Here is a 21,159-nt window from a genome sequence, read left to right on the forward strand (position 1 = left end):
GCCGCTCATTCCCTAACAGATCGACGCAGGGCCGACGCCGCTTCCCGCACGGTGAGGCCGTGCGGGAAGCCAGCGCGGATCGGTTACGGCCGCGCCATCTTGCACGTCGTCGACACCATGGCCTGGGGCGTATCGACCCTGGAGACCAGGTGCCATCCCCAGCCGGTGTTCTCCTCGTCGAACGGCTCGTTCGCCGCGAGCTTGCCGAACGACGAGACGTAGATCGGCTGGAAGAACTGGTGATCGTCCTTGCGCATGAAGCCGGTGCCGCCATCCAGCACCTCGAGCTTGAGGTCCTCGAGCGCGGCCGCGACCTTCACCGGGTCGATGGAGTTGGCCTTCTCGGCCGCCGCCTTGAACATGCGCATCTCGTTGACCGCCCGCGGATACCACAGCGACATGTTGACCTTGGCGCGGAACGCCTTCTCGTAATCCATCGCAGCCTGATGGCCCGAATTGGCGAAGCCTTCGGTCAGCTGGAAGACCTGATGATCCAGGCCCGTCTGCTTGATGGCGGTCGGGCCGCCGGCGCCGCCCGCGTAATAAGTGTACCAGTTGACCTTCAGGCCGGCATCCGCGGCGGCCTTGAGCAGCAGCGCGATGTCCTGGCCCCAGTTGCCGGTGATGACGCTGTCGGCGCCGGACGCCTTGATCTTGGCAATGTAGGGCGAGAAGTCCGTGATCTTCAGCAGCGGATGCAGCTCGTCGCCAACGATCTGGACATCGGGTCGCTTCGCCGCCAGCATCTTGCGCGCGTCGCTGCGGACCGACTGGCCGAACGAATAGTCCTGATTGATCAGATACACCTTCTTGATGGACGGGATGTCCTTCATGTAGTTGGTGAGCGCCTCCATCTTGATGTCCGAGCTGGCGTCCCAGCGGAAATGCCAGTAGCTGCATTTCTCATTGGTCATGCTCGGATCGACGGCGGCATAGTTGAAGTACAGCACTTCCTTGCCGGGGTTGCGCGTGTTGTGCTTGTTGACGAAATCCTCCAGCGCAAGCCCGACGGACGATCCGTTGCCTTGCGTGATGTAGCGGACGCCGGCGTCGATCGCCTTCTGGGCCTGGACCAGGCTCTCTTGCGGATTGGTCTTATTGTCGAACGGCACGATCTCGACCTTATGGCCGAGAATGCCGCCCTTGGCGTTGAGCTCGTCGGCCAGGTACTGGAACGTCTTCAGGCCGCCCTCGCCGACGCTGGCACCGCCGCCGGACAGCGGATCGATATAGCCGATCTTGACGGTGTCTTCGGCCTGCGCGGCATGACCGAGCATCGGGACGATCAGGGCAATGGCTAAAGTTAACTTGCGCATAGTTTTGTTTCCTCGCTGGCTGTCGACTTCAGTCGATCGATCGATGCGCATGATCGCGCAATTTGAAGAAGCACTGAGCAGAATAACGGCCGGATGACAAGCTCGGCATGAGATGAAGCCGTGTTTGCCGCTCCGGCAATGGGCCGGCAAGCAGCTCACCGCCGATCGGACGTTTCATCGAGCGGAATGTGGCGTCCACATCGTGGACATATTCTCCCATCTCTCGGAGATGACGGCACTTGCCGGTCATGTCGCTTGTTCCACAATGTGGGACAGCGCGGCGTAGGTTCCCCGCTGATAGACGGGAAGAGCACGGCGGCCGGCAGCGCCCCGCCCAGTGGCAATCGTGGCCCCCGTCCCCGCCGAGACCGGCACGTGATGCTGAATCAGATAGATCATGATCAGGTCATTGACCGGATCGGCCTGCCACCAGGTGCCGAAGATGCCGGGCCAGGTCATCGAGCCCGGTGCGCCACAGGCATAGGGATTGCCGACGGCCTCCTCGGCGATCGCCAGTCCGAGCCCAAATCCGGAGGTCTGCCACAGCGGCATGCCGGCGAAGGGAATCTGGCGCTGCCCATCGGTCAGCCGATTGGTTCGCATCAGCTCCACGGTTGCGGGCCGCAGCAACCTGACGCCGCCCAGCTCGCCTCCTCCGAGCAGCATGCGCGCGAACCGATGGTAGTCCGGCGCGGACGAGATCAGCCCGCCGCCACCCGGCGTATAGGCCGGCGGCTCGTCATACATGACCGGCTCGACCTTCGCGAGCCGCCCCGTCGTCTCGTCATATCCGTACAGGCTCGCCAGGCGATTTCGCTTGGCGAGCGGCAACCAGAAATCGCTGTCGTCCATGCCGAGCGGCGCGAAGATGCGCTCCTGCAGTACCTGCCGGAACGGCTTGCCTTCGACCCGGCCGATCAGGAAGCCGAGCACGTCGGTCGAGTGGCCGTAGTGGAATCGGTCACCGGGCTGATAGGCCAGCGGTAGCGCGCCGAGCGCCGCGAGCCATTCGTCCGGCGTCGAACGGTTCATCGCGGGATCGCCGAGCGCGCGCTCATAGGCGACCTTGAGCGGGCCTTCCGAGAAGAACGCGTAGGCGATGCCCGAGCGGTGCGTGAGCAGATCCTCGATGGTGATCGCGCGCTGGGCGGGCACGGTCTCGTCGAGCGGGCCGGCGGCGTCGCGCAGGACCCGTAAATCGGCCAGCTCCGGAATCCACTGGGAGACGGGGTCCGCCAAGGCGATCCTGCCTTCCTCGACCAGCATCATCGCCGCCACCGAGGTGATCGGCTTGGTCATCGACGCGATCCGGAACAACGTATCCGGGCGCATCGGACTCCTGCTTTCGACATCGCGCCAGCCGATCGTCTCGGCATGAACGATCTCGCCGCCGCGCGAGGTGAGAGACACGATGCCTGCGAGCTCGCCGCGATCGACGAATTCGGCGAGCGCCGGGCCGATCGCTGCAAGCGCCGCAGGATCGAAGCCCCGGCGGCGGCGGACGGCTTCACTGATCATGAGCGGCGCTCCGACGGACAGGGTTCAGCTTTCGGCGCCGGCCGGCGCGGATGACGGAGAGACAGCTGGGCATCCTGGCGCGCAAGCGACGCCCGGACAGGCCATGGCCGACGAGAGCATCAGTCCGCCTTGAAGTCGTCGGTCAGGATCGGACCCGAGATGATCCAGCGCTGACCGTCGAATTTCATCATCTGGAATTGCTTGCTGATGCGGTAATCGTCGGGCGTTGTCGTCACCGACATTCCAGGCAGCCCGAGATCGGGAACGAAGCCCTTGATGTTGGTCGCCTGCTTCATGATGTTGGCGCGCGTCAGCTCGTCACCGCATTGCCTGAGGATGTGGACGAGGAGAGCGGCCGTCGAGTAGCCATAGGTCGCAAAGCCGCTGTTGGCGTCCTCGCCGGGCGCGTATTTCGCCATGAACGCCTTGTAGCGCTTCATGCCCTCGTCATCGGCCCATTGCGGATCGAGCGGATCCTTGCCGTAGGCGACCGAGATGATGTCCTTGGCATTCTCGAGCCCCGCGGGCACGAGCACCTGACCGACCGCCGTCGCATTGACCTCGAGGATGTGGACGGGCTTCCAGCCGAGCTCGGCGGCCTTCCGGATCGACTGCGCCGCGAATTTCGGCGTCGACATGTTGTAGAACAGATCGGCACCCGACGCCTTGAGCGTCACCAGCTGGGAATCGATCGTCGGATCGGACAGCTCGTAGGACAGCTCCTTCACGATCATGCCGGCCTTGGCGCCGAGCCCGTCCTTCAGCCCCTTGACGTAATCTTTGCCGAGGTCGTCGTTCTGATACAGGATGCCGATCTTCGCGTTCGGATGGTTCTCCAGAATGTATCTTGCGTAGATGTGCGCTTCCGACTGGTAGTTCGGATTGGCGGAGATCGTCCACGGATAGTTCTTCGGATCGGTGAAACGGGACGCTCCACTTCCCGCCAGAAGCTGCGGGACGCCCTTGCCGTTCAGATATTTCTGGACCGCAGCGTTCGGGGGGGTGCCGATGATCTGGAACGTGGTCAGCACCTCGTCGCTTTCGACCAGCTTGCGCACCTGCTCCACCGTCTTCGGCGGACTGTAGGCGTCGTCATACTGGATGAGGTTGATCTTGCGCCCGTTGACGCCGCCCTGCTCGTTGATCATGCGGATATAGGCCGCTTCCGCCTTGCCGATGGACCCGAAAGCAGAAGCCGGCCCACTGAGCGGGTTGGTCTGGCCGATCTTGATCTCGGTGTCGGTGGCGCCGACGTCGTATGTCTTCTGCGCGAACGCCGGGCCAGAAAGGGCCACGCCGAGCATCAGCAGGGCGGCCGCCGTCGACTTGAGCCGTGTCATGTGTCCTCCCGTGTGCGGCTGTTTCATCGCCAGCCGCTTGTCTTTGATGATGTCCGCGCACGACCAGACTGGCTGCCCGCCGCCCGATCGTCGACCGCTTGCCATCAGGTCTCCGAGACCTACCGTTCGGCCGGCCGCCGGTCAAGTTCATTCATTTATCACTAAATGAAAATGTTGGAAGCCCGAAGTCCCGCTTGACCGGGCGCGCCCACCCCCTCATCGTCAAAATGACAACGGCGCCGTTCCTGCGCGCGCCGATCAGGGACCACGGAGAGCATGCCAGCAGAGCCGAAGCCCGAGGGGCGCCGCACGCGCGCGGAACAGCGCGCGATGACGGTGAAGCTCATCCTCGACACCAGCGAGGAGCTGTTCGCGCAGCTCGGCTATTTCGGCGTGACGATCAAGGATGTGGCCGACAGGATGGGCATCCATCCTGCGCTGATCCATTACTACTTCGAGGGCAAGAAAGCGCTGTTCGACGCCGTGTTCGAACGCCGCATGGAATACGCTGTCACGGTGCGCACGGCCGGGCTGGATGCCTACGAGGCCAAGGTCGGAGATCGCCCGACCGTGGAAGGCGCGCTGCGCGCCTATTATGACGGCGCGTTCGACGTCTACGTCAACGAAGAGGACAACTGGCGGCACTTCGGCCGTATCTTCGCGCAGGTCGCCAACGCGCCGGGCTATGGCGTGGAGATGATGGACACCTATCTCGATCCGCTGGTGCTGCGTCTCATCGGTCTGCTGCAGAAGGCGCTGCCCGACGCCAGGCCCGAGGATCTGTTCTGGAGCTTCCAGTTCACCTCCGGCGCCTATTCGCTGATCCTGTCACGGACCGGCCGCATCGACCGCCTGTCCGGCGGTCTGTGCAAGTCCGACGATTTCGTGGCCGTCCGCGAGCGGTTCGTGACCTTCATGGCCGGAGGCTTCAACGCGCTCTACAAGCGGCGGAAGCAGAAGTCGAAATGAGCGCCTCGGCGTCTCCCATCGGTCGATGCACGCAAACAACCAGCCGGAACCAATGATGACAGCTCCCTATATTCCGCAAATGGCCCTCTATCGCCAGTGGCTGAAGGATCATCGCGGCCTCCACTTCGAAAGCTTCGAGAAGATGCGGCAATGGTCCATCCGCGACCTCGACGGATTCTGGCGCAGCATCTGGGACTATTATGACCTGCAGTCGCCGACCGGGTTTTCGACCGTCCTGGGCAAGCGCACGATGCCGGGAGCGGTCTGGTTTCCGGGCGCTTCGGTCAACTACGCCCGGCAGGTATTTCGTCACGTCGAAGCCGCCGATGCGGCGGGCCTGCCCGCGATCGTGAGCAGTCACGAGGACGGCCGGTTCACTGAGACGACCTGGCCGGAGCTTCGGCGAAAGGCAGCCGCCCTGGCGCTGCATCTGCGCGAGCAAGGCGTGGCGCCAGGCGACCGGGTCGCCGCCTATCTGCCCAATATCCCCGAAGCCATGATCGCGTTTCTCGCTGCCGCGAGCATCGGCGCGATCTGGAGCGTTTGCGCGCCCGACATGGCCGCGCCCGCCGTGATCGACCGGTTCAAGCAGATCGAGCCCAAGGTGCTGATCGCCTGCGATGCGGTCACCTATGCCGGCCGCCGGCACGATCGCCGCGATGTCGTCGAGGAGCTGCGGCGGTCGTTGCCAACGGTCGGTCACGTCATCCTGCACAGCGACGATGCCGGCGCGCCGGTCGCCGGGGGCGTCCATCTCTCGGATGTCCTGTCACGAACAGGCCCTGGCGTCGATGCCTTCGAACCGGAGTGGCTTCCCTTCGATCATCCGCTCTGGATCGTGTATTCGAGCGGCACCACCGGATTGCCGAAACCGATCGTGCATGGTCACGGCGGCATCATCATCGTCACGCTCGCGCTGCTTGGGCTGCACAACGACATCGGCTGCTCCTATCAGCCGAATTCGTTCGGCGAGCGCTATCACTGGTACAGCTCGACCGGCTGGATCATGTGGAACAACCAGGTCGGCGCGCTTCTCAACGGCACCACGTGCTGCATCTTCAACGGCAGCCCGGCCGGGCCCAAGGATCATCCGGACTGGACCACACTGTGGCGGTTCGTGGCGAACTCGAAGTCGACCTTCTTCGGCGCCGGCGCGGCGTTCTTCGCGAGCTGCGTCAAGGCGGATATCAACCTGGCCGACGCGGGCGATCTGTCCCGACTGCGTTGTCTCGGGTCCACCGGCTCGCCGCTCAGTGCCGACACGCAGGCCTGGTTCGATCAGCGGTTCGCGGAGCTGTCGCGGGTCAATGGCAGCCGGGCGCAGGCGCAAATGTGGTGGTCCAACATCTCCGGCGGCACCGACTTCGCCGGCGCCTTCATCTGCGGCAACCGCGAATTGCCGCAGATGCCCGGAACCATGCAATGCCGCGCACTCGGCGCGGCCGTCGAGGCCTTCAATGACCAGGGCGAGCCTGTTATCGGCGAAGTCGGAGAGCTCGTCTGCACCGCGCCGATGCCGTCGATGCCGCTGCGGTTCTGGAACGATTCGGGGAATGCGCGCTATCTCGCGAGCTACTTCGACGCCTTCGAGGCGCGCGCGGGCGGGCCGGTCTGGCGACATGGCGACTGGCTCAAGGTCAATCCGGATGGCTCCTGCATCATCTATGGCCGCAGCGACGCGACCATCAATCGCCACGGGCTGCGCATGGGAACGAGCGAATTGTACTCGGCCATCGAGGCGCTGCCGGAGATCCTGGATTCGCTGGTCGTCGATCTCGAATATCTCGGCCGAGACAGCTACATGCCGCTGTTCGTGGTGCTGCGCGACGGGGTCGCGCTCGATGCGGCGATGAAGCGGAAGATCAACATGGCGGTCGAAGCCGGCCTGTCGCGGCGTTTCGTGCCTGACGAGATCTTTGCGGTTGCCGAGATCCCGCGCACGTTGTCCGGCAAGAAGCAGGAGCTGCCGATCAAGAAGCTCCTGCTCGGGCAGCCGCTCGACAAAGTCATCAACCGCGACGCCATGGCCAATCCCGGTTGTCTCGACTGGTACATCGCGTTCGCCCAGGGCCGTTTGCAGAGCGGCTCAGGCTCGACATAGCAGACGCGCCCGAGCGAGCAGCTAGACCATCAGCTGATCGAAATCGACCGCAACATGGCTGTTGGTAAAAATCTCCCGCGCCTCGCCGAGGATCTCCTCGTCGGGATAGCGGCCGGAGATGTGGTTCAGGACAAGCTGCCCGACGTTGCTCGACGCCGCGAGCCCGGCAGCCTCCGCGGCCGTCAGGTGGCCGTAGTCACGAGCCATGGCCGAATCCCGCCGGAGAAAAGTGGCCTCGATCACGAGCATGTCCGCGTCGCGAACATGCTCGTGCAGACCCTCGGTCGTTCCAGCATCGCCGACGATGACGAGCTTTTTCGGTCCCTGCGGAGGCCCCAGAACATCCTCCGGATCGATGGTTCGTCCGTCCTCCAGCGTGACCGGCCGGCCCTCCGCCAATGCCTTCCGCACGGGCCCATTAGGGACCGCGAGCGCCGCCAGACGGTCTGGCAGCAGATGGCGGCGAACTTGACCTGCAAATTCGAAGCCGAAGCTGTCGGTGTCGCGGTGCCGGACGGGAAAGCAGTTGATCGTAAACTCGCCGGCATCGAGAACCGTCCCGCGCCCGAGCGGAACGAGCTCGAGCGGGATCGGCGCGCGGCCCTCGCCCCACAGCCCCGCGAGCATTCGGACCACCACATCGAGCGTGTCGGGGCCGCCGTGTATGCGCATAGTGTCAGCGCTCCTGCGCAGCCGCAGGGTGGAAAACAGTCCGGGAATGCCGAGGACATGGTCGAAATGGCCGTGGGTGAGCAGGATCCGATCGAGCCGGCGAAAGCCTGCCCCACTGCGGAGCAGCTGACGCTGGGTCCCCTCGCCGCAATCGACGAGAATACGATGCCGGCCTGCTCGAACGAGAAGGGCTGGATGGTTGCGGTCCGCCGACGGAACGCTCGCCGAGGTCCCCAGGAAAGTGAGCTCGAACATCACAGCCGCTTCAGGCCCATGGTCGCAGCGTCGTGAGCGGCTTTGACGACAGGTCCCGGCTGCGCTGCTTCGTCTCGATCACGGTCGGCGATCCCTTTTCTCATGAGCGTGTTTCCGTCGTCGCCGATGAAAGGCCGAGGGCGATAGACATTGCACCGTCCTTGTAAGGGACGTTGCTGGTAGCCAGCACTCGGCTGTGCAGACTTCATCGCCTCGCTCTGATAGAGCTTGACCATGCCAAGCTCCGGTCCGGAACAGGATGCCGCACCGCCGGCAACCCGCAAGATCATCCACATCGACATGGATGCATTCTACGCGTCGGTCGAGCAGCGGGACAATCCCGAGCTGCGCGGCAAGCCCGTGGCCGTGGGAGGCTCGCGCGAACGCGGTGTCGTGGCAGCCGCAAGCTACGAGGCTCGGGCGTACGGCGTGCGCTCGGCAATGCCGTCGGTGACGGCAAAACGCCAGTGTCACGACCTGATATTCGTCAAGCCTCGCTTCGAGGTCTACAAGGCCATCAGCCAGCAGATCCGCGCCATCTTCGCCCAGTACACGCCGGTCATCGAGCCTTTGTCGCTGGACGAGGCCTATCTGGACGTCACCGAAAATCTGCAAGGCATTCCGCTGGCACGCGACATCGCCTTGCAGATCCGGGCCAAGATCAAGGCCGAGACCGGACTCAATGCCTCCGCGGGAATCTCCTACAACAAGTTCCTCGCCAAGCTGGCCTCGGACCATCGCAAGCCCAATGGCCAATACGTCATCTCGCCGGAGATGGGTCCGGCCTTCGTGGAGGGGCTGCCGGTCGGCAGGTTTCACGGCATCGGCCCGGCGACCGCCGCGAAATTCAACGCGCTCGGAATTCATACCGGGCTCGACATCCGCAATCAGACCCTGCCCTTCCTCCAGCAGCACTTCGGCAAGGCCGGCCACCACTACTATTGGATCTCGCGCGGCATCGACAATCGCCCGGTCCGCGCCAATCGCATCCGCAAATCAGTCGGCGCCGAAAACACCTTCTCGACCGACCTGACCGACTTCGAGCCGATGCTGGCGGAGCTGCAGCCGCTGATTGACAAGGTCTGGCAGCATTGCGAAGCCAGCGGCAACCGAGGCCGGACGGTCACCTTGAAGGTCAAGTTCGCGGACTTCGAAATCATGACGCGCAGCAGGTCCGTCGCCAACCTGGTCGCGAGCCGGGAGGACCTGGCACGCTTGTCCGCCGCTCTCCTTCAGAACGAGATGCCCCTGGCCAAGCCGGTGCGCCTTCTCGGCGTCTCGCTATCATCCTTGCAGCAGCACGACACCGGCGTGGACGCCCAGCTTCCCCTGCTGATCTGAGGCGGGTCGGCCCGACAGCGATCGCGACGGCCCCCGATCGTTCCAGCAATGGGACGGGTTGACAGCCGAACAACCGAGCGCTTTATTCTGCCGCACGGGGATGTGCGATCTCCCCGCGAGGCGACATGCCCAAGAATCGCGTCCTGGTCACCAAGGGCGCAGCATGTCATCATCATACACTTCGATCTCACCCGAAAAATTGTCTCGACTGATCGGCACGGCGGCCGCGCCGGCGCTCGTCGACGTGCGTATCGACGAGGATTTCGCCGCCGACCCGCGCCTCATCCCCGGCGCCGTCAGGCGTTCGCATCTCGATGTCCAGCAATGGGCGCCGAGCTTCACCGGCCAATCCGTCATCGTGGTCTGTCAGAAAGGCAAGAAGCTCAGCGAAGGCACCGCAGCCTGGCTCCGGTGCAGCAACATCGCGGCCGAGGTCCTCGACGGCGGACACGTCAGCTGGAGGGAGGCGCAGCTCCCGACTGTGCCCGCGAACAGGATTCCCGCGAGGGACAGCCGCGGCCGCACGGTCTGGGTCACGCGATCACGTCCGAAGATCGACCGCATCGCCTGTCCATGGCTGATCCGCCGCTTCGTCGACCCCGCCGCGGTCTTCCTGTTCGTGACACCGGCCGAGGTGGAAGCGGTCGCCGAGCGCTTCCAGGCCACGGCCTTCGACGTCGAGAACGTCTTCTGGAGCCATCGCGGCGAACTTTGCACCTTCGACGTCATGGTCGAAGAGTTTGGCCTGCGGACGCCGGCATTGGAGCGACTCGCCACGATCGTGCGCGCCGCGGATACGGCGCGGCTCGATCTGTCTCCCGAGGCTCCCGGACTGCTCGCGGCTTCACTCGGGCTGTCGCGAATGTACGACGACGATCTGGAGCAGTTGAGCGCAGGGCTTCTGCTCTACGACGCCTTCTACCGCTGGTGCCGCGACGCCACCAAGGAGGCGCACAACTGGCCGAACAGCAAGGTGAAGTCATGACGGACATCGCAGCATCGCGAAAACCGGTTGCGGCCGAGCACACCCATGGCATCTCCTTCAATGACGCGCTTCTGGTGTGGATCCGGGTGGCCTGTCTGAGTTTCGGCGGCCCCGCCGGCCAGATCGCGGTCATGCATCGCATCCTCGTCGAGGAGAAGAACTGGATTTCGGAGAGCCGCTTCCTGCATGCGCTGAACTACTGCATGCTGCTGCCGGGACCCGAGGCGCAGCAGCTTGCGACCTATATTGGCTGGCTGCTGCATCGGACCACCGGCGGCATCGTTGCGGGCACGCTCTTCATCCTGCCGGGCATTTTCGCCATCATGGGCCTCAGCTACATCTATGCGGCCTATGGCCATGTCGGCGTCGTCGACGCCTTGTTCTTCGGCCTCAAGGCGGCGGTGCTGGCGATCGTGATCCAGGCCGTGGTCCGCGTCGGCAAGCGCGCGCTACGCAATCGGATCATGATCGGACTGGCGGCGGCGGCGTTCGTCGCGATCTTCTTCTTCGGGGCGCCGTTTCCGACCATCATCATTGCCGCCGGAGTCATCGGCTTCGTCGCTGCCCGCCTCGGCCGGCCGGAGTTCGCAGCCCTCGAGCACGGCGGCAAGAACGCCGGCGCCATCGACAGCATGCTCGGCGAAGCCGTGCCGGATCACGTCCGTCCGAACGCGTCGCGCGCGCTGCGGGTGGCGGCCGTCTGGCTCGCGATCTGGCTCGTCCCCGTCTTCGCCCTGCTGACCCTGCTCGGGCCGAACGACGTCTTCGGTCAGATCGCGATCTTCTTCAGCAAGATGGCGATGGTGACGTTCGGCGGCGCCTACGCCGTGCTCGCCTACGTCGCGCAACAGGCCGCGGAGTACTATCACTGGGTTGCTCCGCGCGAGATGCTCGACGGCCTCGGCATGGCGGAGACGACTCCCGGTCCCCTGATCATGGTCGTCCAGTTCGTGGGCTTCATGGCCGCGTTCCGCGGGGCGAGCGGGCTGTCTCCCATGCTCGCCGGCACACTGGGCGGACTGCTGGCGACGTGGGTGACGTTCGCGCCCTGCTTTCTCTGGATCTTCGTCGGCGCCCCCTACATCGAGGCGCTGCGGGGAAACAAGGCGCTCGCCGGCGCGCTCTCGGCGATCACGGCCGCCGTCGTCGGCGTGATCCTCAATCTCTCGATCTGGTTCGCGCTGCACACCCTGTTTCGCGAAACCTTTCCGATCCATGGATTCGGCCTGTCATTCGACGCGCCGCTGCCGGCGAGCATCGATCTGCCGGCCGTCGTCCTGTCGATCGCGGCGGCGACCGCCATCTTCCGCTTCAACATGGGAATGCTCGTCGTCCTCGCCGCCTCGTGCATCGCGGGCATGCTGATGCGCGTTGCAGGCGCCATCTGAGCGCTGTGACGGCCGCTGGACGCGCTAGCGCCGATCCGGCGTGTCCCATCGCTCGACCCGCTCGCGGTCCTGTGGCAAATTTGGGCGATGCCGATGGGGCGCAGCCGGATGTGGTAATGTCGTCGAAGCAGGACTGGACGCTCGCTTTCCCGCCGTTGCGACAACTGCCGGAGGAGATCTTCGCGCAGTTGCGCGAGGCCAGCCTTATCGTCGAGCTTCCGGAAGGCAGCCGGATTTTCGGCCCCGGTCAGGCGCCGGATTCCTTTCTGCTGCTGCTGGACGGGACCATCCGCGTGCAGCAGACGTCCGAGTCCGGCCGCGAGATCGTGCTCTACCGCGTCCAGGCAGGCGAAAGCTGCGCGCTGACCACGGCCTGCCTGATGGGTTACGAGGAATACCAGGCCGAGGGGATCGCGGAGACCCGGATCCGTGCCGTGGCGATCCCGCGCGCGCTGTTCGACCGGCTGATCGCCAGCTCGCGCGAATTCCGACAGTTCGTCTTCACCGCGTTCAGCCGCCGCGTCACCAATCTCTTCCGCATCATCGAGGAAGTCGCGTTCGAGCGGATCGATGTGCGGCTCGCGCAGAAGCTTCTGGATCTCGCGGGGACAAAGCAGCAGATCGCTGCAACGCATCAGGAGCTCGCCAACGAGCTCGGCAGCGCACGCGAGGTCATCAGCCGGCAGCTCAATGAATTCGCGCGGCGCGGCTGGTTGCGAATGGCTCGCGGAATCGTCGAGATCACCGACAGACCGGCGCTTGTCCACCTGGCCCAGCATGGCTAGGAACCGGCGTCTCTTGGTGACTTAGTTACATACCCGCGCTGTGTCCCGCTCTATCGTCTGCATCATCGCAAGCCAAAGGGGAGCGCGACATGACACAGAACATTGGCAAGATCGACCGGCTGCTCAGGATCATCGTCGGACTGGCGATCCTCAGTCTGACGGTCGTAGGACCGCACACCCTGTGGGGCCTTCTGGGCCTGATCCCGCTCGGCACCGCACTGATCGGCTGGTGCCCGCCCTACGCGATGCTCGGCATCAATACATGCGGAACGAAATCCAATTCGATGTCTTAGACCGCGCAGGACGACAAACGCGCCGTGGGCGGCGATGCCGCCCCGGAGCCAAATCGTGGAGCAGCAGCCATGTCCTATCGAATCGATTCCTATCCAATCGATCTCCGCATGCAGCCGAAGGTGGCCGGATTTTTCGATCCTGACACCAGCACGATCAGCTACGTGGTGAAGGATCCGTCATCGCCGTCCTGCGCGATCGTCGATCCCGTCCTCGACATCGACTACGCGGCCGGCCGCATCAGCACCCGCTCCGCCGACATGCTGATCGACTACGTGAAGATCAACGGCCTCAGGCCGGAGTGGCTGATCGAAACGCATGCGCATGCCGACCATCTCTCTGCTGCGCCCTACATCCAGGACAAGCTCGGCGGCAAGATCGGCATCGGCGAGCATATCCTGACCGTGCAGGAGACCTTCGGCAAGGTCTTCAACGAGGGCACGGAGTTTCGTCGCGACGGCAGCCAGTTCGACCGGCTGTTCAAGGATGGCGACACCTATCAGGTGGGACAGATGACGGCCTTCGTGATGCACACGCCCGGCCATACGCCGGCCTGTGCCACACATGTGATGGGCGATGCCGCTTTCGTCGGCGACACCTTGTTCATGCCGGACGGGGGAACGGCGCGGGCCGACTTTCCAGGCGGCAATGCGCGCACGCTGTACCGCTCGATCCGGAAGATCCTTGAGACGCTGCCGCGCGAGACCCGGCTGTTCATGTGTCACGACTATGCCCCCAACGACCGCGCGGTGCGCTGGGAAACGACCGTCGGCGAGGAGCGGCTCCACAACATCCACGCCAGAGACGGAATGACCGAGAGCGAGTTCGTCGCGCTCCGCGAGGCCCGCGACAAGACGCTCGGCATGCCGCGCCTGATCATTCCATCGCTGCAGGTCAATATCCGCGCCGGACATCTGCCTCCGGCGGACGCGACGGGAAAGACATTCCTGAAGGTACCGATCAACGTACTTTGAGAACCACTCGCTTTGCTCACCCGATGCGGGTTTGTCCGCAAGTTCGCGGCGTCACGAAGATGTCAGTTGCCAACAGCGGTCGGTCTGCGCGACCAGTCCAGACTGGAGAAGATGATCCACGATGAGACGTGCTGAGCTCGAGATGCCCGCGATGACACGCCGCCTGATGGCGGCGCTGATTGCGCTCGTTTTGAGTCTGGCGCCTCTGCTCGGAACCTTCGAGGTGGCAACGGCCGACGCCGGCGCCGGTGTGCACCAATGGTCCCGAACGACCACCAGCGCGCCCAAGCCATGCAGGAAGGCCGTCATGCCGGGCATGATCAACACGTGTCCGTTTGCCGCGGCGGGTCTGACTGCCGTCCCCGCGAGCGACAGTGGGGCGGCACAGCCGGTTGCCGCGTCCCGGACGCTGTCCTGGCGCCCCTATGACGAGGCGCTGACGACGCAATGCGACGCGTCCTCGCCCTACCGTCCCCCCTGTCGCCACGCCTGATCCTTCCGTCGTCGTCGGCTCGCGGGCCGCGTAACGTCGTGACTTGAGCGGACGAATATCCACCATCGATCGTGCGTCGTGCAGGTCGGCTTAAGGTGCCCATTGCCAGGCGCGCCTTGCGCCGGGTCGCGCAGCGCAACTGCCACCGCAACGCACGATCAGCGCGCGGGAGATCATCATGTCCATCCGTCATCTTGGCCGGCTCGCATGGCTGCTCGGCCTGCTCCATCTTGCGGCGACGACCGCAGTCGCGGGCGAATTGCGACCGCAGGCGAACGTCGACACGCGCCTGCTGGTCGGCGACGTCACGCGAGCAGACGGCGGCCCGGCCGCGGCATGGGCCGGGCTGGATGTCAGGCTGGATGCAGGCTGGCACACTTATTGGCGCTCGCCCGGCGACGCCGGCGCGCCGCCCGAATTCGACTGGACCGGCTCGCGCAACGTCGCCGATGTCACCGTCGAATGGCCGGCACCGAGCCGCTTCAGCGAGCAGGATATCGACACGTTCGGCTATGCCGAGCACGTGCTGTTTCCGTTGCGCGTGCGGCTCGAGGATGGCGCGGCGCCCGCGCATCTCACGCTGAAAACCGTGCTGTTCGTCTGCTCGGTCATCTGCACCCAGCAGGAGGCCCATCTCGAGGCCGACATCCCCGCCGTGTCGCGCCGGCCGAACGATCAGGCGCTGATCGACGAATGGCGGCAGAGCGTCCCGCGCGCGAGCGCGCCCGGGCTTTCCATCACAGCGTTGCGCATCGATCGGCAACCAAAGCCGCACCTGCAGCTCGAGGCGCATGCGACGCCGCCACTGCACGCGCCCGACGTCTTCCTTGATGGGAACGACGCCGTGTCCGCCGGCCGTCCCCAGGTGAGCCCGATGTCGGACGGCGGCGTCCGGATCACCGTACCGGTGCAAGGCCTCGATCAGGCCGGTCCGGTGCAACGTCTGCGGGTCACCCTGGTCGATGGCGATCGATCGATCGAAGCCATGCTTCCGGTTGATGCCGATCAAGCTGCTCGCGCTTCTGCGGCCAAAGCAGCCACAGCGGCACCGCGTCCTTCGGCGGCATCGATCTGGGCCATGCTCGGCGTGGCCCTGCTCGGCGGCTTCATCCTCAACTTCATGCCATGCGTGTTTCCGGTGTTATCGTTGAAGCTCGTTTCGCTGGTCGATCACGATCCCGCACGCGCGCCCTCGCCGCGCCGGGCATTCCTGGCGACGGCGGCCGGCATCGTCGCCTCATTCGTGACCCTTGCCACCGTCCTCTCCGCGCTCAAGGCCGCGGGCGCCGAAGTCGGCTGGGGCCTGCAGTTTCAGCAGCCAGCTTTCCTCATCGCGATGATCATCGTGCTCGCCGCATTCGGTGCCAACCTGCTCGGCCTGTTCGAGATCGGCCTGCCGTGGTGGATCGCCGGCCGCCTTGGCAACGCCGCGAGCCACAGGACGATGGCAGGTCATGCCATCAACGGCTTCGTCATGACGCTGCTGGCCACGCCGTGCTCGGCGCCGTTCGTCGGCACCGCCGTCGCCTTTGCGCTGTCGCAGGCCGCGCCGCAGATCCTGCTGGTGTTCACCACGCTCGGGCTCGGCATGGCAGCGCCCTATCTGTGTCTGGCCGCAGCGCCCGGCCTCGCCGCTCTCTTCCCGCGGCCCGGTCGCTGGATGCTGAAGCTGCGCGCCGTCGCAGCGGCCGCGATGGCGGCGACCGCGCTATGGCTGCTGACCGTGCTCGCCGACATCAGTGGCCCGGCGACTGCGGCCGTCCTCGCCGCTGCGCTGCTGGTCCCCACGCTGATCATGGCGGCGCTCCGTTTCCCGTTGCGGCGAACGATCGCTGGAACCGGCCTCGCCGGCATGATCGGACTAACGCTGATCGCCGCCACCTCCATTAAGCAGCCGGATGGCGGAAGCCGACCGGCCGGAATCGCCTGGCAGCCGCTGGTGCCCGCCGAGATCGCGGCACAGGTGCGCGCCGGTCGCACGGTCTTCGTCGATGTCGGCGCCAGCTGGTGCGTCACCTGCAAGGTGAACGAGAAGCTCGTGCTCGACAGCACGGCCGTGCGCGGTCGCCTTGCGTCGGGTGTCGTTGCCGTCAGGGGCGACTGGACCTCCCCCAGCGATGCGATCGCGACCTATCTGCGATCCTTCGGCCGCTACGGCCTGCCGTTCAACGCCGTGTTCGGCCCGGGCGCTCCCGCCGGCATCGTGCTGCCCGAACTACTGACTCCACAGATCGTGCTCGACGCGATCGACACCGCCTCAACCACCCCTCATCAGGAGAACGACAAGACATGACCACGAAGACCTTCGCCGCATCGATCGCGACGCTGCTGCTGCTCGCCACGGCGATCCTGCCGATCCAGGCCCGCGCCGAGGACGACGACACCGACATTCTGAGCGAAGCGCGCATCCTGCACGATCCCGCCATCCCCGCTGTCGGAAACGCCGAGGGCGACATCACGATCGTCGAGTATTTCGACTATCAGTGCCCGTATTGCCGCAAGATCAGCCCGGAGCTCGCCAAGGTGGTTCGCGACGACGGTCACGTCCGGCTCGTCTTCAAGGATTGGCCAATCTTCGGCGGCGCCTCGATCTACGCGGCCCGCCTCACCCTGGCGGCGAGATATCAGGACAAGTTCGCCGAGGCGCACGAGGCGCTGATTTCGCTGCACGATAAGCTGTCGGAAGCCAAGGTCGATGCGGCGCTCAGCGGCGCCGGAATCGATCTGGCCCGCGCCAAGGCCGACCTCGCGGCCAAGCACGCCGACATCGACGCCGTGCTCGCGCGCAATCACGAGCAGGCCACGGGCCTCGGCTTCCGCGGCACGCCGGCCTTCATCATCGGCCATTTCCGCATCCCCGGCGTCCCCAATGCCCAGGCTTTCAAGCAGGCCATTGCGGATGCCCGCGCGGCTGCATCCGCCAAGTGAGCGGGCCCCTGGCGCTCGCCACGGACACGCCGCGCCCCCAAGGTGCGGCTCAGTGGAGGGTGCAAGGGTTAGGGTGATCTCGTTCCAGACGTCTGGGACAGCGGGGCTCCCTGATGCTTTCCGCGATGGAGCGAGGTCCTGATGCGGTCGGCCACCGCGGTCAGGCCGATCTCGGTATCAGTGAGGCGGTCGCCGCGGCCGCCGATCCCGCCGACATTCCCACTGCCCCAAATCGATGCTACCAAGCCCAGATCGCCTGCCCGATCCATGCCGAGGATGCATCGATGTTCGACCTCAACCAGCTGCGCTGCTTCGTCACCGTGGCCGAGGAGCTGCATTTCGGCCGCGCCGCGATCCGGCTCAACATGACGCAGCCGCCGCTGTCGCGGCAGATCCAGGTGCTGGAGCACATCATCGATGCGGTGCTGCTCGAGCGCACCAGCCGCTCGGTGAAGCTGACGCCGGCGGGCCGCAGCTTCCTGCCGGAGGCACGGCGCATCCTGAAGATGGCCGAGAGCGCCGCCCAGGTGGCGCAGCGCATTGCCAGCGGCAAGAGCGGCTCGCTCAAGATCGGCTTCACCGCGGCCGCGGCCTACAGCTTCCTGCCCGATCTGGTCGCCGCCTGCCGCAGCGAGCTTCCAGAAGCCGATCTGTCGCTGAAGGAGATGGTCTCCGGCGACCAGATCGAGGCGCTCGCCTCCGGCCAGATCGACGCCGGCCTGCTGCGGCCGCCGATCGCGCGCCCCGAATTCGCCACCCGCCGCGTCGTCGCCGAGCCGCTCTGCGCCGCGCTGCCGCGCCGCCATCGTCTCGCCTCCGCCGAGAGCGTGTCGATCCGTGATTTCGACGGCCAGAACTTCATCATGTATTCGCAGACCGAGGCGCGCTATTTCCACGATCTCCTGGTGTCGCAGTTCATGCGCGCCGAGGTGCTGCCGCGCTACGTGCAGCATCTGAGCCAGATCCATTCCATCCTGGCGATGGTGCGCGCCGGCCTCGGGCTTGCGATCGTGCCCGAAGCGGCCTCCAGCCTGAAGATCGCCGATGTCCGGCTGCGGCCGCTGAAGCTGCGCAACCCGACGCCGGCCGAGCTGTTCCTGGTCTGGCGGCGCGAGCACGACAATCCGCTGCTGCCGGCACTGGTCGATCTAGCCGGCAATCTCGCCGTCAAGCCAGTCGAGGATTGATACCCGATCCACATCAATCAATACCGTCATTGGCTTGGACCGGCATCGAACTTGGTCCTACGACATCGCTCGGGGGAATGCGCGCCGGCGCCTGCCGCGCCCCGTTCCCAAGGACATTCGTGAAGGACCCGCGCGATGAGCAAGATGACCCCGACGGAAATGGCTGCGAAGATCGGCAGCGGCCTGCTCTCGTTCCCCGTGACGCCGTTCAAGGCCGACTATTCGTTCGACGAGGCCACCTATCGCGCCAACATGGACTGGCTGTGCGGCTATGAGGTCGCAGGCCTGTTCGCCGCCGGCGGCACCGGCGAGTTCTTCTCGCTGACATCTGCCGAGGTGCCTGAAGTCGTGCGGGTCGCGGTCGAGGAGACCAAGGGCCGCGTGCCCGTGCTCGCCGGCACCGGCTATGGCACCGCGATCGCCCGCGAGATCGCCATCGGTGCCGAGAAGGCCGGCGCCGACGGCCTCCTGCTGCTGCCGCCCTATCTGATGCATGCCGAGCAGGACGGCCTCGCCGCCCATGTCGAGGCGATCTGCAAGTCGGTCAAGATCGGCGTCATCGTCTACAACCGCGACAACGCCATCCTGCAGCCGGATACGCTGGCGCGGCTGTGCGAGCGCTGCCCGAACCTGGTCGGCTACAAGGACGGCATCGGCGACATCGAACTGATGACCCGGGTCTACAGCAAGATGGGCGACCGCCTGACCTATATCGGCGGCCTGCCGACGGCCGAGACCTTCGCTCTGCCCTATCTCGACATGGGCGTGACCACCTACTCCTCGGCGGTGTTCAACTTCGTGCCGGAATTCGCCACGAACTTCTATGCCGCAGTGCGCAAGCGCGACCACGCCACCATCCTTGCCGGATTGAAGGATTTCATTTTGCCGCTGATCGCGATACGCAACCGCAAGAAGGGCTACGCGGTCTCGATCATCAAGGCCGGCATGAAGATCATCGGTCGCGATTCCGGCCCGGTCCGCCTGCCGCTGACCGACCTGACCGAAGCCGAGATGGCCGAGCTGACCGCGCTGGTGAAGGCGCTGCCGACGACGGCGGTGAGCCAGGCGGCGGAGTAAAGACGAAGCTGCGACGCTTCTCCTCATCTTGAGGAGCCTGCGCAGCAGGCGTCTCGAAGGATGAGGCCACGGCTGGGGCCTCATGGTTGGAGACGGCGCTCTGCGCCTCCTCACCATGAGGGGAAGCGGCGCCAAGAACGAGAGACGACAAAGGAGGAGCACATGAGTCACGACGCCACCCGCACCGGGATCTCCGGCGCGCCGGTCGTCACCGGCATGGAGGTCATTCCGGTCGCCGGCCGTGACAGCATGCTCCTCAATCTCAGCGGCGCGCACGGGCCGTTCTTCACCCGCAACATCGTCATCCTCGCCGACAATTCCGGCCGCACCGGCGTCGGCGAGGTGCCCGGCGGCGAGAAGATCCGGCGGACGCTGGAGGATGCGAAGAGCCTGATCGTGGGCCAGAGCATCGGCGCCTGCAACACGATCCTCGCCGCGATGCGCACGACTTTCGCGGACCGCGACGCCGGCGGTCGCGGCAAGCAGACGTTCGATCTGCGCGTGATGATCCACGCGGTCACGGCAGTCGAGTCCGCACTGCTCGACCTGCTCGGCCAGCATCTCGGCCTCCCGGTCGCGGCGCTGCTCGGCGAGGGCCAGCAGCGCGCTTCCGTCGAGGCGCTCGGCTATCTCTTCTTCATCGGCGACCGCAGGAAGACCGACCTGCCCTATGCCACCGGCGAGGGCGAGAAGGACGGCTGGTATACGCTGCGACACCAGGAGGCGATGACGCCCGAAGCGGTGGTGCGGCTCGCCGAGGCGACGCACGAGGCCTACGGCTTCGTCGATTTCAAACTGAAGGGCGGCGTGCTCAAGGGCGAGGCCGAGATCGAGGCGGTGACCGCGATCGCCAAACGCTTCCCGCAGGCGCGGGTGACGCTCGACCCGAACGGCGCCTGGTCGCTGGATGAGGCGATCCGGCTGTGCAAACACATGCACGGCATCCTGGCCTATGCCGAGGATCCCTGCGGCGCCGAGGCCGGCTTCTCCGGCCGCGAGATCATGGCCGAATTCCGCCGCGCCACCGGCCTGCCGACCGCCACCAACATGATCGCCACGGACTGGCGGCAGCTCAGTCATGCGCTGCGCCTCGGCGCGGTCGACATTCCCCTGGCCGATCCCCATTTCTGGACCATGCAGGGCTCGGTGCGCGTCGCCCAGACCTGCCGCGACAATGGCCTGACCTGGGGTTCACACTCCAACAACCATTTCGACATTTCGCTGGCGATGTTCACCCATGTCGCGGCCGCCGCACCGGGCAAGGTCACGGCGATCGACACCCACTGGATCTGGCAGGACGGCCAGGCGCTGACCAGGCAGCCGCTGCAGATCAAGGCCGGCAAGATCGCGGTGCCGGAGCAACCCGGGCTCGGCATCGAGGTTGACCGCGACGCCATCGAAAAGGCTCATGCGCTGTACAAGAGCCACGGGCTCGGCGCACGCGACGACGCCGTCGCAATGCAGTATCTGATCCCCGGCTGGACCTTCGACGACAAGCGCCCCTGTCTCGTGCGATGACGGCGGCGATCGGTTAGATTG

Annotated in this window: 20 protein-coding genes; 14 read left to right on the forward strand and 6 right to left on the reverse strand. The window is 65.4% G+C overall.

Annotated elements, in window-relative coordinates; translation table 11 throughout:
* Positions 1–83: 83 nt before the first annotated feature.
* The 4 genes from ACQR2C_RS02660 to ACQR2C_RS02675 form a co-directional block, all read right to left on the reverse strand.
* Complete coding sequence (locus ACQR2C_RS02660) at positions 84–1,316, reverse strand: branched-chain amino acid ABC transporter substrate-binding protein (RefSeq protein ID WP_315802023.1); 1,233 nt, start codon at positions 1,314–1,316, stop codon at positions 84–86.
* Between the two features lie 28 nt (positions 1,317–1,344).
* The gene (locus ACQR2C_RS02665; protein ID WP_315802022.1) at positions 1,345–1,566 is read right to left on the reverse strand and encodes a hypothetical protein; all 222 of its coding nucleotides are present in this window, start codon (positions 1,564–1,566) and stop codon (positions 1,345–1,347) included.
* Positions 1,563–2,834: a serine hydrolase domain-containing protein gene (locus ACQR2C_RS02670; RefSeq protein ID WP_434880367.1), complete on the reverse strand. Its 1,272-nt coding sequence runs from the start codon at positions 2,832–2,834 to the stop codon at positions 1,563–1,565. Before ACQR2C_RS02670 ends, ACQR2C_RS02665 begins: the two co-directional genes overlap by 4 nt.
* Positions 2,835–2,953: 119 nt before the next feature.
* Positions 2,954–4,174: an ABC transporter substrate-binding protein gene (locus ACQR2C_RS02675; protein ID WP_434880368.1), complete on the reverse strand. Its 1,221-nt coding sequence runs from the start codon at positions 4,172–4,174 to the stop codon at positions 2,954–2,956.
* Between the two features lie 276 nt (positions 4,175–4,450).
* Between ACQR2C_RS02675 and ACQR2C_RS02680 the strand changes: the two genes are divergently transcribed.
* Positions 4,451–5,143 carry a TetR/AcrR family transcriptional regulator gene (locus ACQR2C_RS02680; RefSeq protein ID WP_434880369.1) on the forward strand — a complete coding sequence of 231 codons (693 nt, stop codon included), beginning with the start codon at positions 4,451–4,453 and terminating at the stop codon, positions 5,141–5,143.
* Positions 5,144–5,198: 55 nt separating this feature from the next.
* Positions 5,199–7,244, forward strand: a complete 2,046-nt coding sequence (locus ACQR2C_RS02685; protein ID WP_434880370.1) for an acetoacetate--CoA ligase — start codon at positions 5,199–5,201, stop codon at positions 7,242–7,244.
* A 21-nt stretch (positions 7,245–7,265) separates the two neighbouring features.
* On the opposite strand, the gene ACQR2C_RS02690 is transcribed toward ACQR2C_RS02685, so the two are convergent.
* Both ACQR2C_RS02690 and ACQR2C_RS02695 read right to left on the reverse strand, forming a co-directional pair.
* Positions 7,266–8,171 (reverse strand): ribonuclease Z, encoded by a 906-nt coding sequence (locus ACQR2C_RS02690; protein ID WP_434880371.1) that lies wholly within the window; start codon positions 8,169–8,171, stop codon positions 7,266–7,268.
* On the reverse strand, positions 8,171–8,407 hold the full coding sequence (locus tag ACQR2C_RS02695) for a hypothetical protein (protein ID WP_434880372.1): 237 nt from the start codon (positions 8,405–8,407) through the stop codon (positions 8,171–8,173). Before ACQR2C_RS02695 ends, ACQR2C_RS02690 begins: the two co-directional genes overlap by 1 nt.
* Here ACQR2C_RS02695 and dinB point away from each other — a divergent pair.
* From dinB to gudD, 12 genes are all read left to right on the forward strand, one after another.
* Positions 8,406–9,512, forward strand: coding sequence for a DNA polymerase IV (dinB, locus tag ACQR2C_RS02700; RefSeq protein WP_434880373.1), 1,107 nt, complete (start codon positions 8,406–8,408; stop codon positions 9,510–9,512). The two genes, ACQR2C_RS02695 and dinB, sit on opposite strands and share 2 nt — an antisense overlap.
* Before the next feature lie 163 nt (positions 9,513–9,675).
* The gene (locus ACQR2C_RS02705; protein WP_434880374.1) at positions 9,676–10,497 is read left to right on the forward strand and encodes a chromate resistance protein ChrB domain-containing protein; all 822 of its coding nucleotides are present in this window, start codon (positions 9,676–9,678) and stop codon (positions 10,495–10,497) included.
* The gene (chrA, locus tag ACQR2C_RS02710) at positions 10,494–11,885 is read left to right on the forward strand and encodes a chromate efflux transporter (protein ID WP_315802015.1); all 1,392 of its coding nucleotides are present in this window, start codon (positions 10,494–10,496) and stop codon (positions 11,883–11,885) included. Before ACQR2C_RS02705 ends, chrA begins: the two co-directional genes overlap by 4 nt.
* A 116-nt stretch (positions 11,886–12,001) precedes the next feature.
* Positions 12,002–12,670 (forward strand): Crp/Fnr family transcriptional regulator, encoded by a 669-nt coding sequence (locus ACQR2C_RS02715; RefSeq protein WP_434880474.1) that lies wholly within the window; start codon positions 12,002–12,004, stop codon positions 12,668–12,670.
* Positions 12,671–12,759: 89 nt separating this feature from the next.
* Entirely contained in the window at positions 12,760–12,963 is a 204-nt protein-coding gene (locus ACQR2C_RS02720) for a YgaP family membrane protein (protein ID WP_315802014.1), read from the forward strand.
* A gap of 69 nt (positions 12,964–13,032) precedes the next feature.
* Positions 13,033–13,935, forward strand: coding sequence for an MBL fold metallo-hydrolase (locus ACQR2C_RS02725; RefSeq protein ID WP_434845719.1), 903 nt, complete (start codon positions 13,033–13,035; stop codon positions 13,933–13,935).
* 121 nt (positions 13,936–14,056) lie between these two features.
* Positions 14,057–14,428: a hypothetical protein gene (locus ACQR2C_RS02730; protein ID WP_434880375.1), complete on the forward strand. Its 372-nt coding sequence runs from the start codon at positions 14,057–14,059 to the stop codon at positions 14,426–14,428.
* A 178-nt stretch (positions 14,429–14,606) separates the two neighbouring features.
* Positions 14,607–16,721 (forward strand): protein-disulfide reductase DsbD family protein, encoded by a 2,115-nt coding sequence (locus ACQR2C_RS02735; protein WP_434880376.1) that lies wholly within the window; start codon positions 14,607–14,609, stop codon positions 16,719–16,721.
* Positions 16,718–17,356, forward strand: coding sequence for a DsbA family protein (locus ACQR2C_RS02740; RefSeq protein ID WP_315802010.1), 639 nt, complete (start codon positions 16,718–16,720; stop codon positions 17,354–17,356). Before ACQR2C_RS02735 ends, ACQR2C_RS02740 begins: the two co-directional genes overlap by 4 nt.
* Before the next feature lie 284 nt (positions 17,357–17,640).
* Positions 17,641–18,543 (forward strand): LysR substrate-binding domain-containing protein, encoded by a 903-nt coding sequence (locus tag ACQR2C_RS02745; protein WP_316236888.1) that lies wholly within the window; start codon positions 17,641–17,643, stop codon positions 18,541–18,543.
* 135 nt (positions 18,544–18,678) lie between these two features.
* Complete coding sequence (kdgD, locus tag ACQR2C_RS02750; protein ID WP_434873228.1) at positions 18,679–19,620, forward strand: 5-dehydro-4-deoxyglucarate dehydratase; 942 nt, start codon at positions 18,679–18,681, stop codon at positions 19,618–19,620.
* A 162-nt stretch (positions 19,621–19,782) separates the two neighbouring features.
* Positions 19,783–21,138, forward strand: a complete 1,356-nt coding sequence (gene gudD / locus ACQR2C_RS02755; RefSeq protein ID WP_434873229.1) for a glucarate dehydratase — start codon at positions 19,783–19,785, stop codon at positions 21,136–21,138.
* The last annotated feature ends 21 nt before the right edge of the window (positions 21,139–21,159 follow it).

The sequence above is a fragment of the Bradyrhizobium sp. HKCCYLRH3061 genome, from assembly GCF_051168015.1.
Lineage (GTDB): Bacteria > Pseudomonadota > Alphaproteobacteria > Rhizobiales > Xanthobacteraceae > Bradyrhizobium.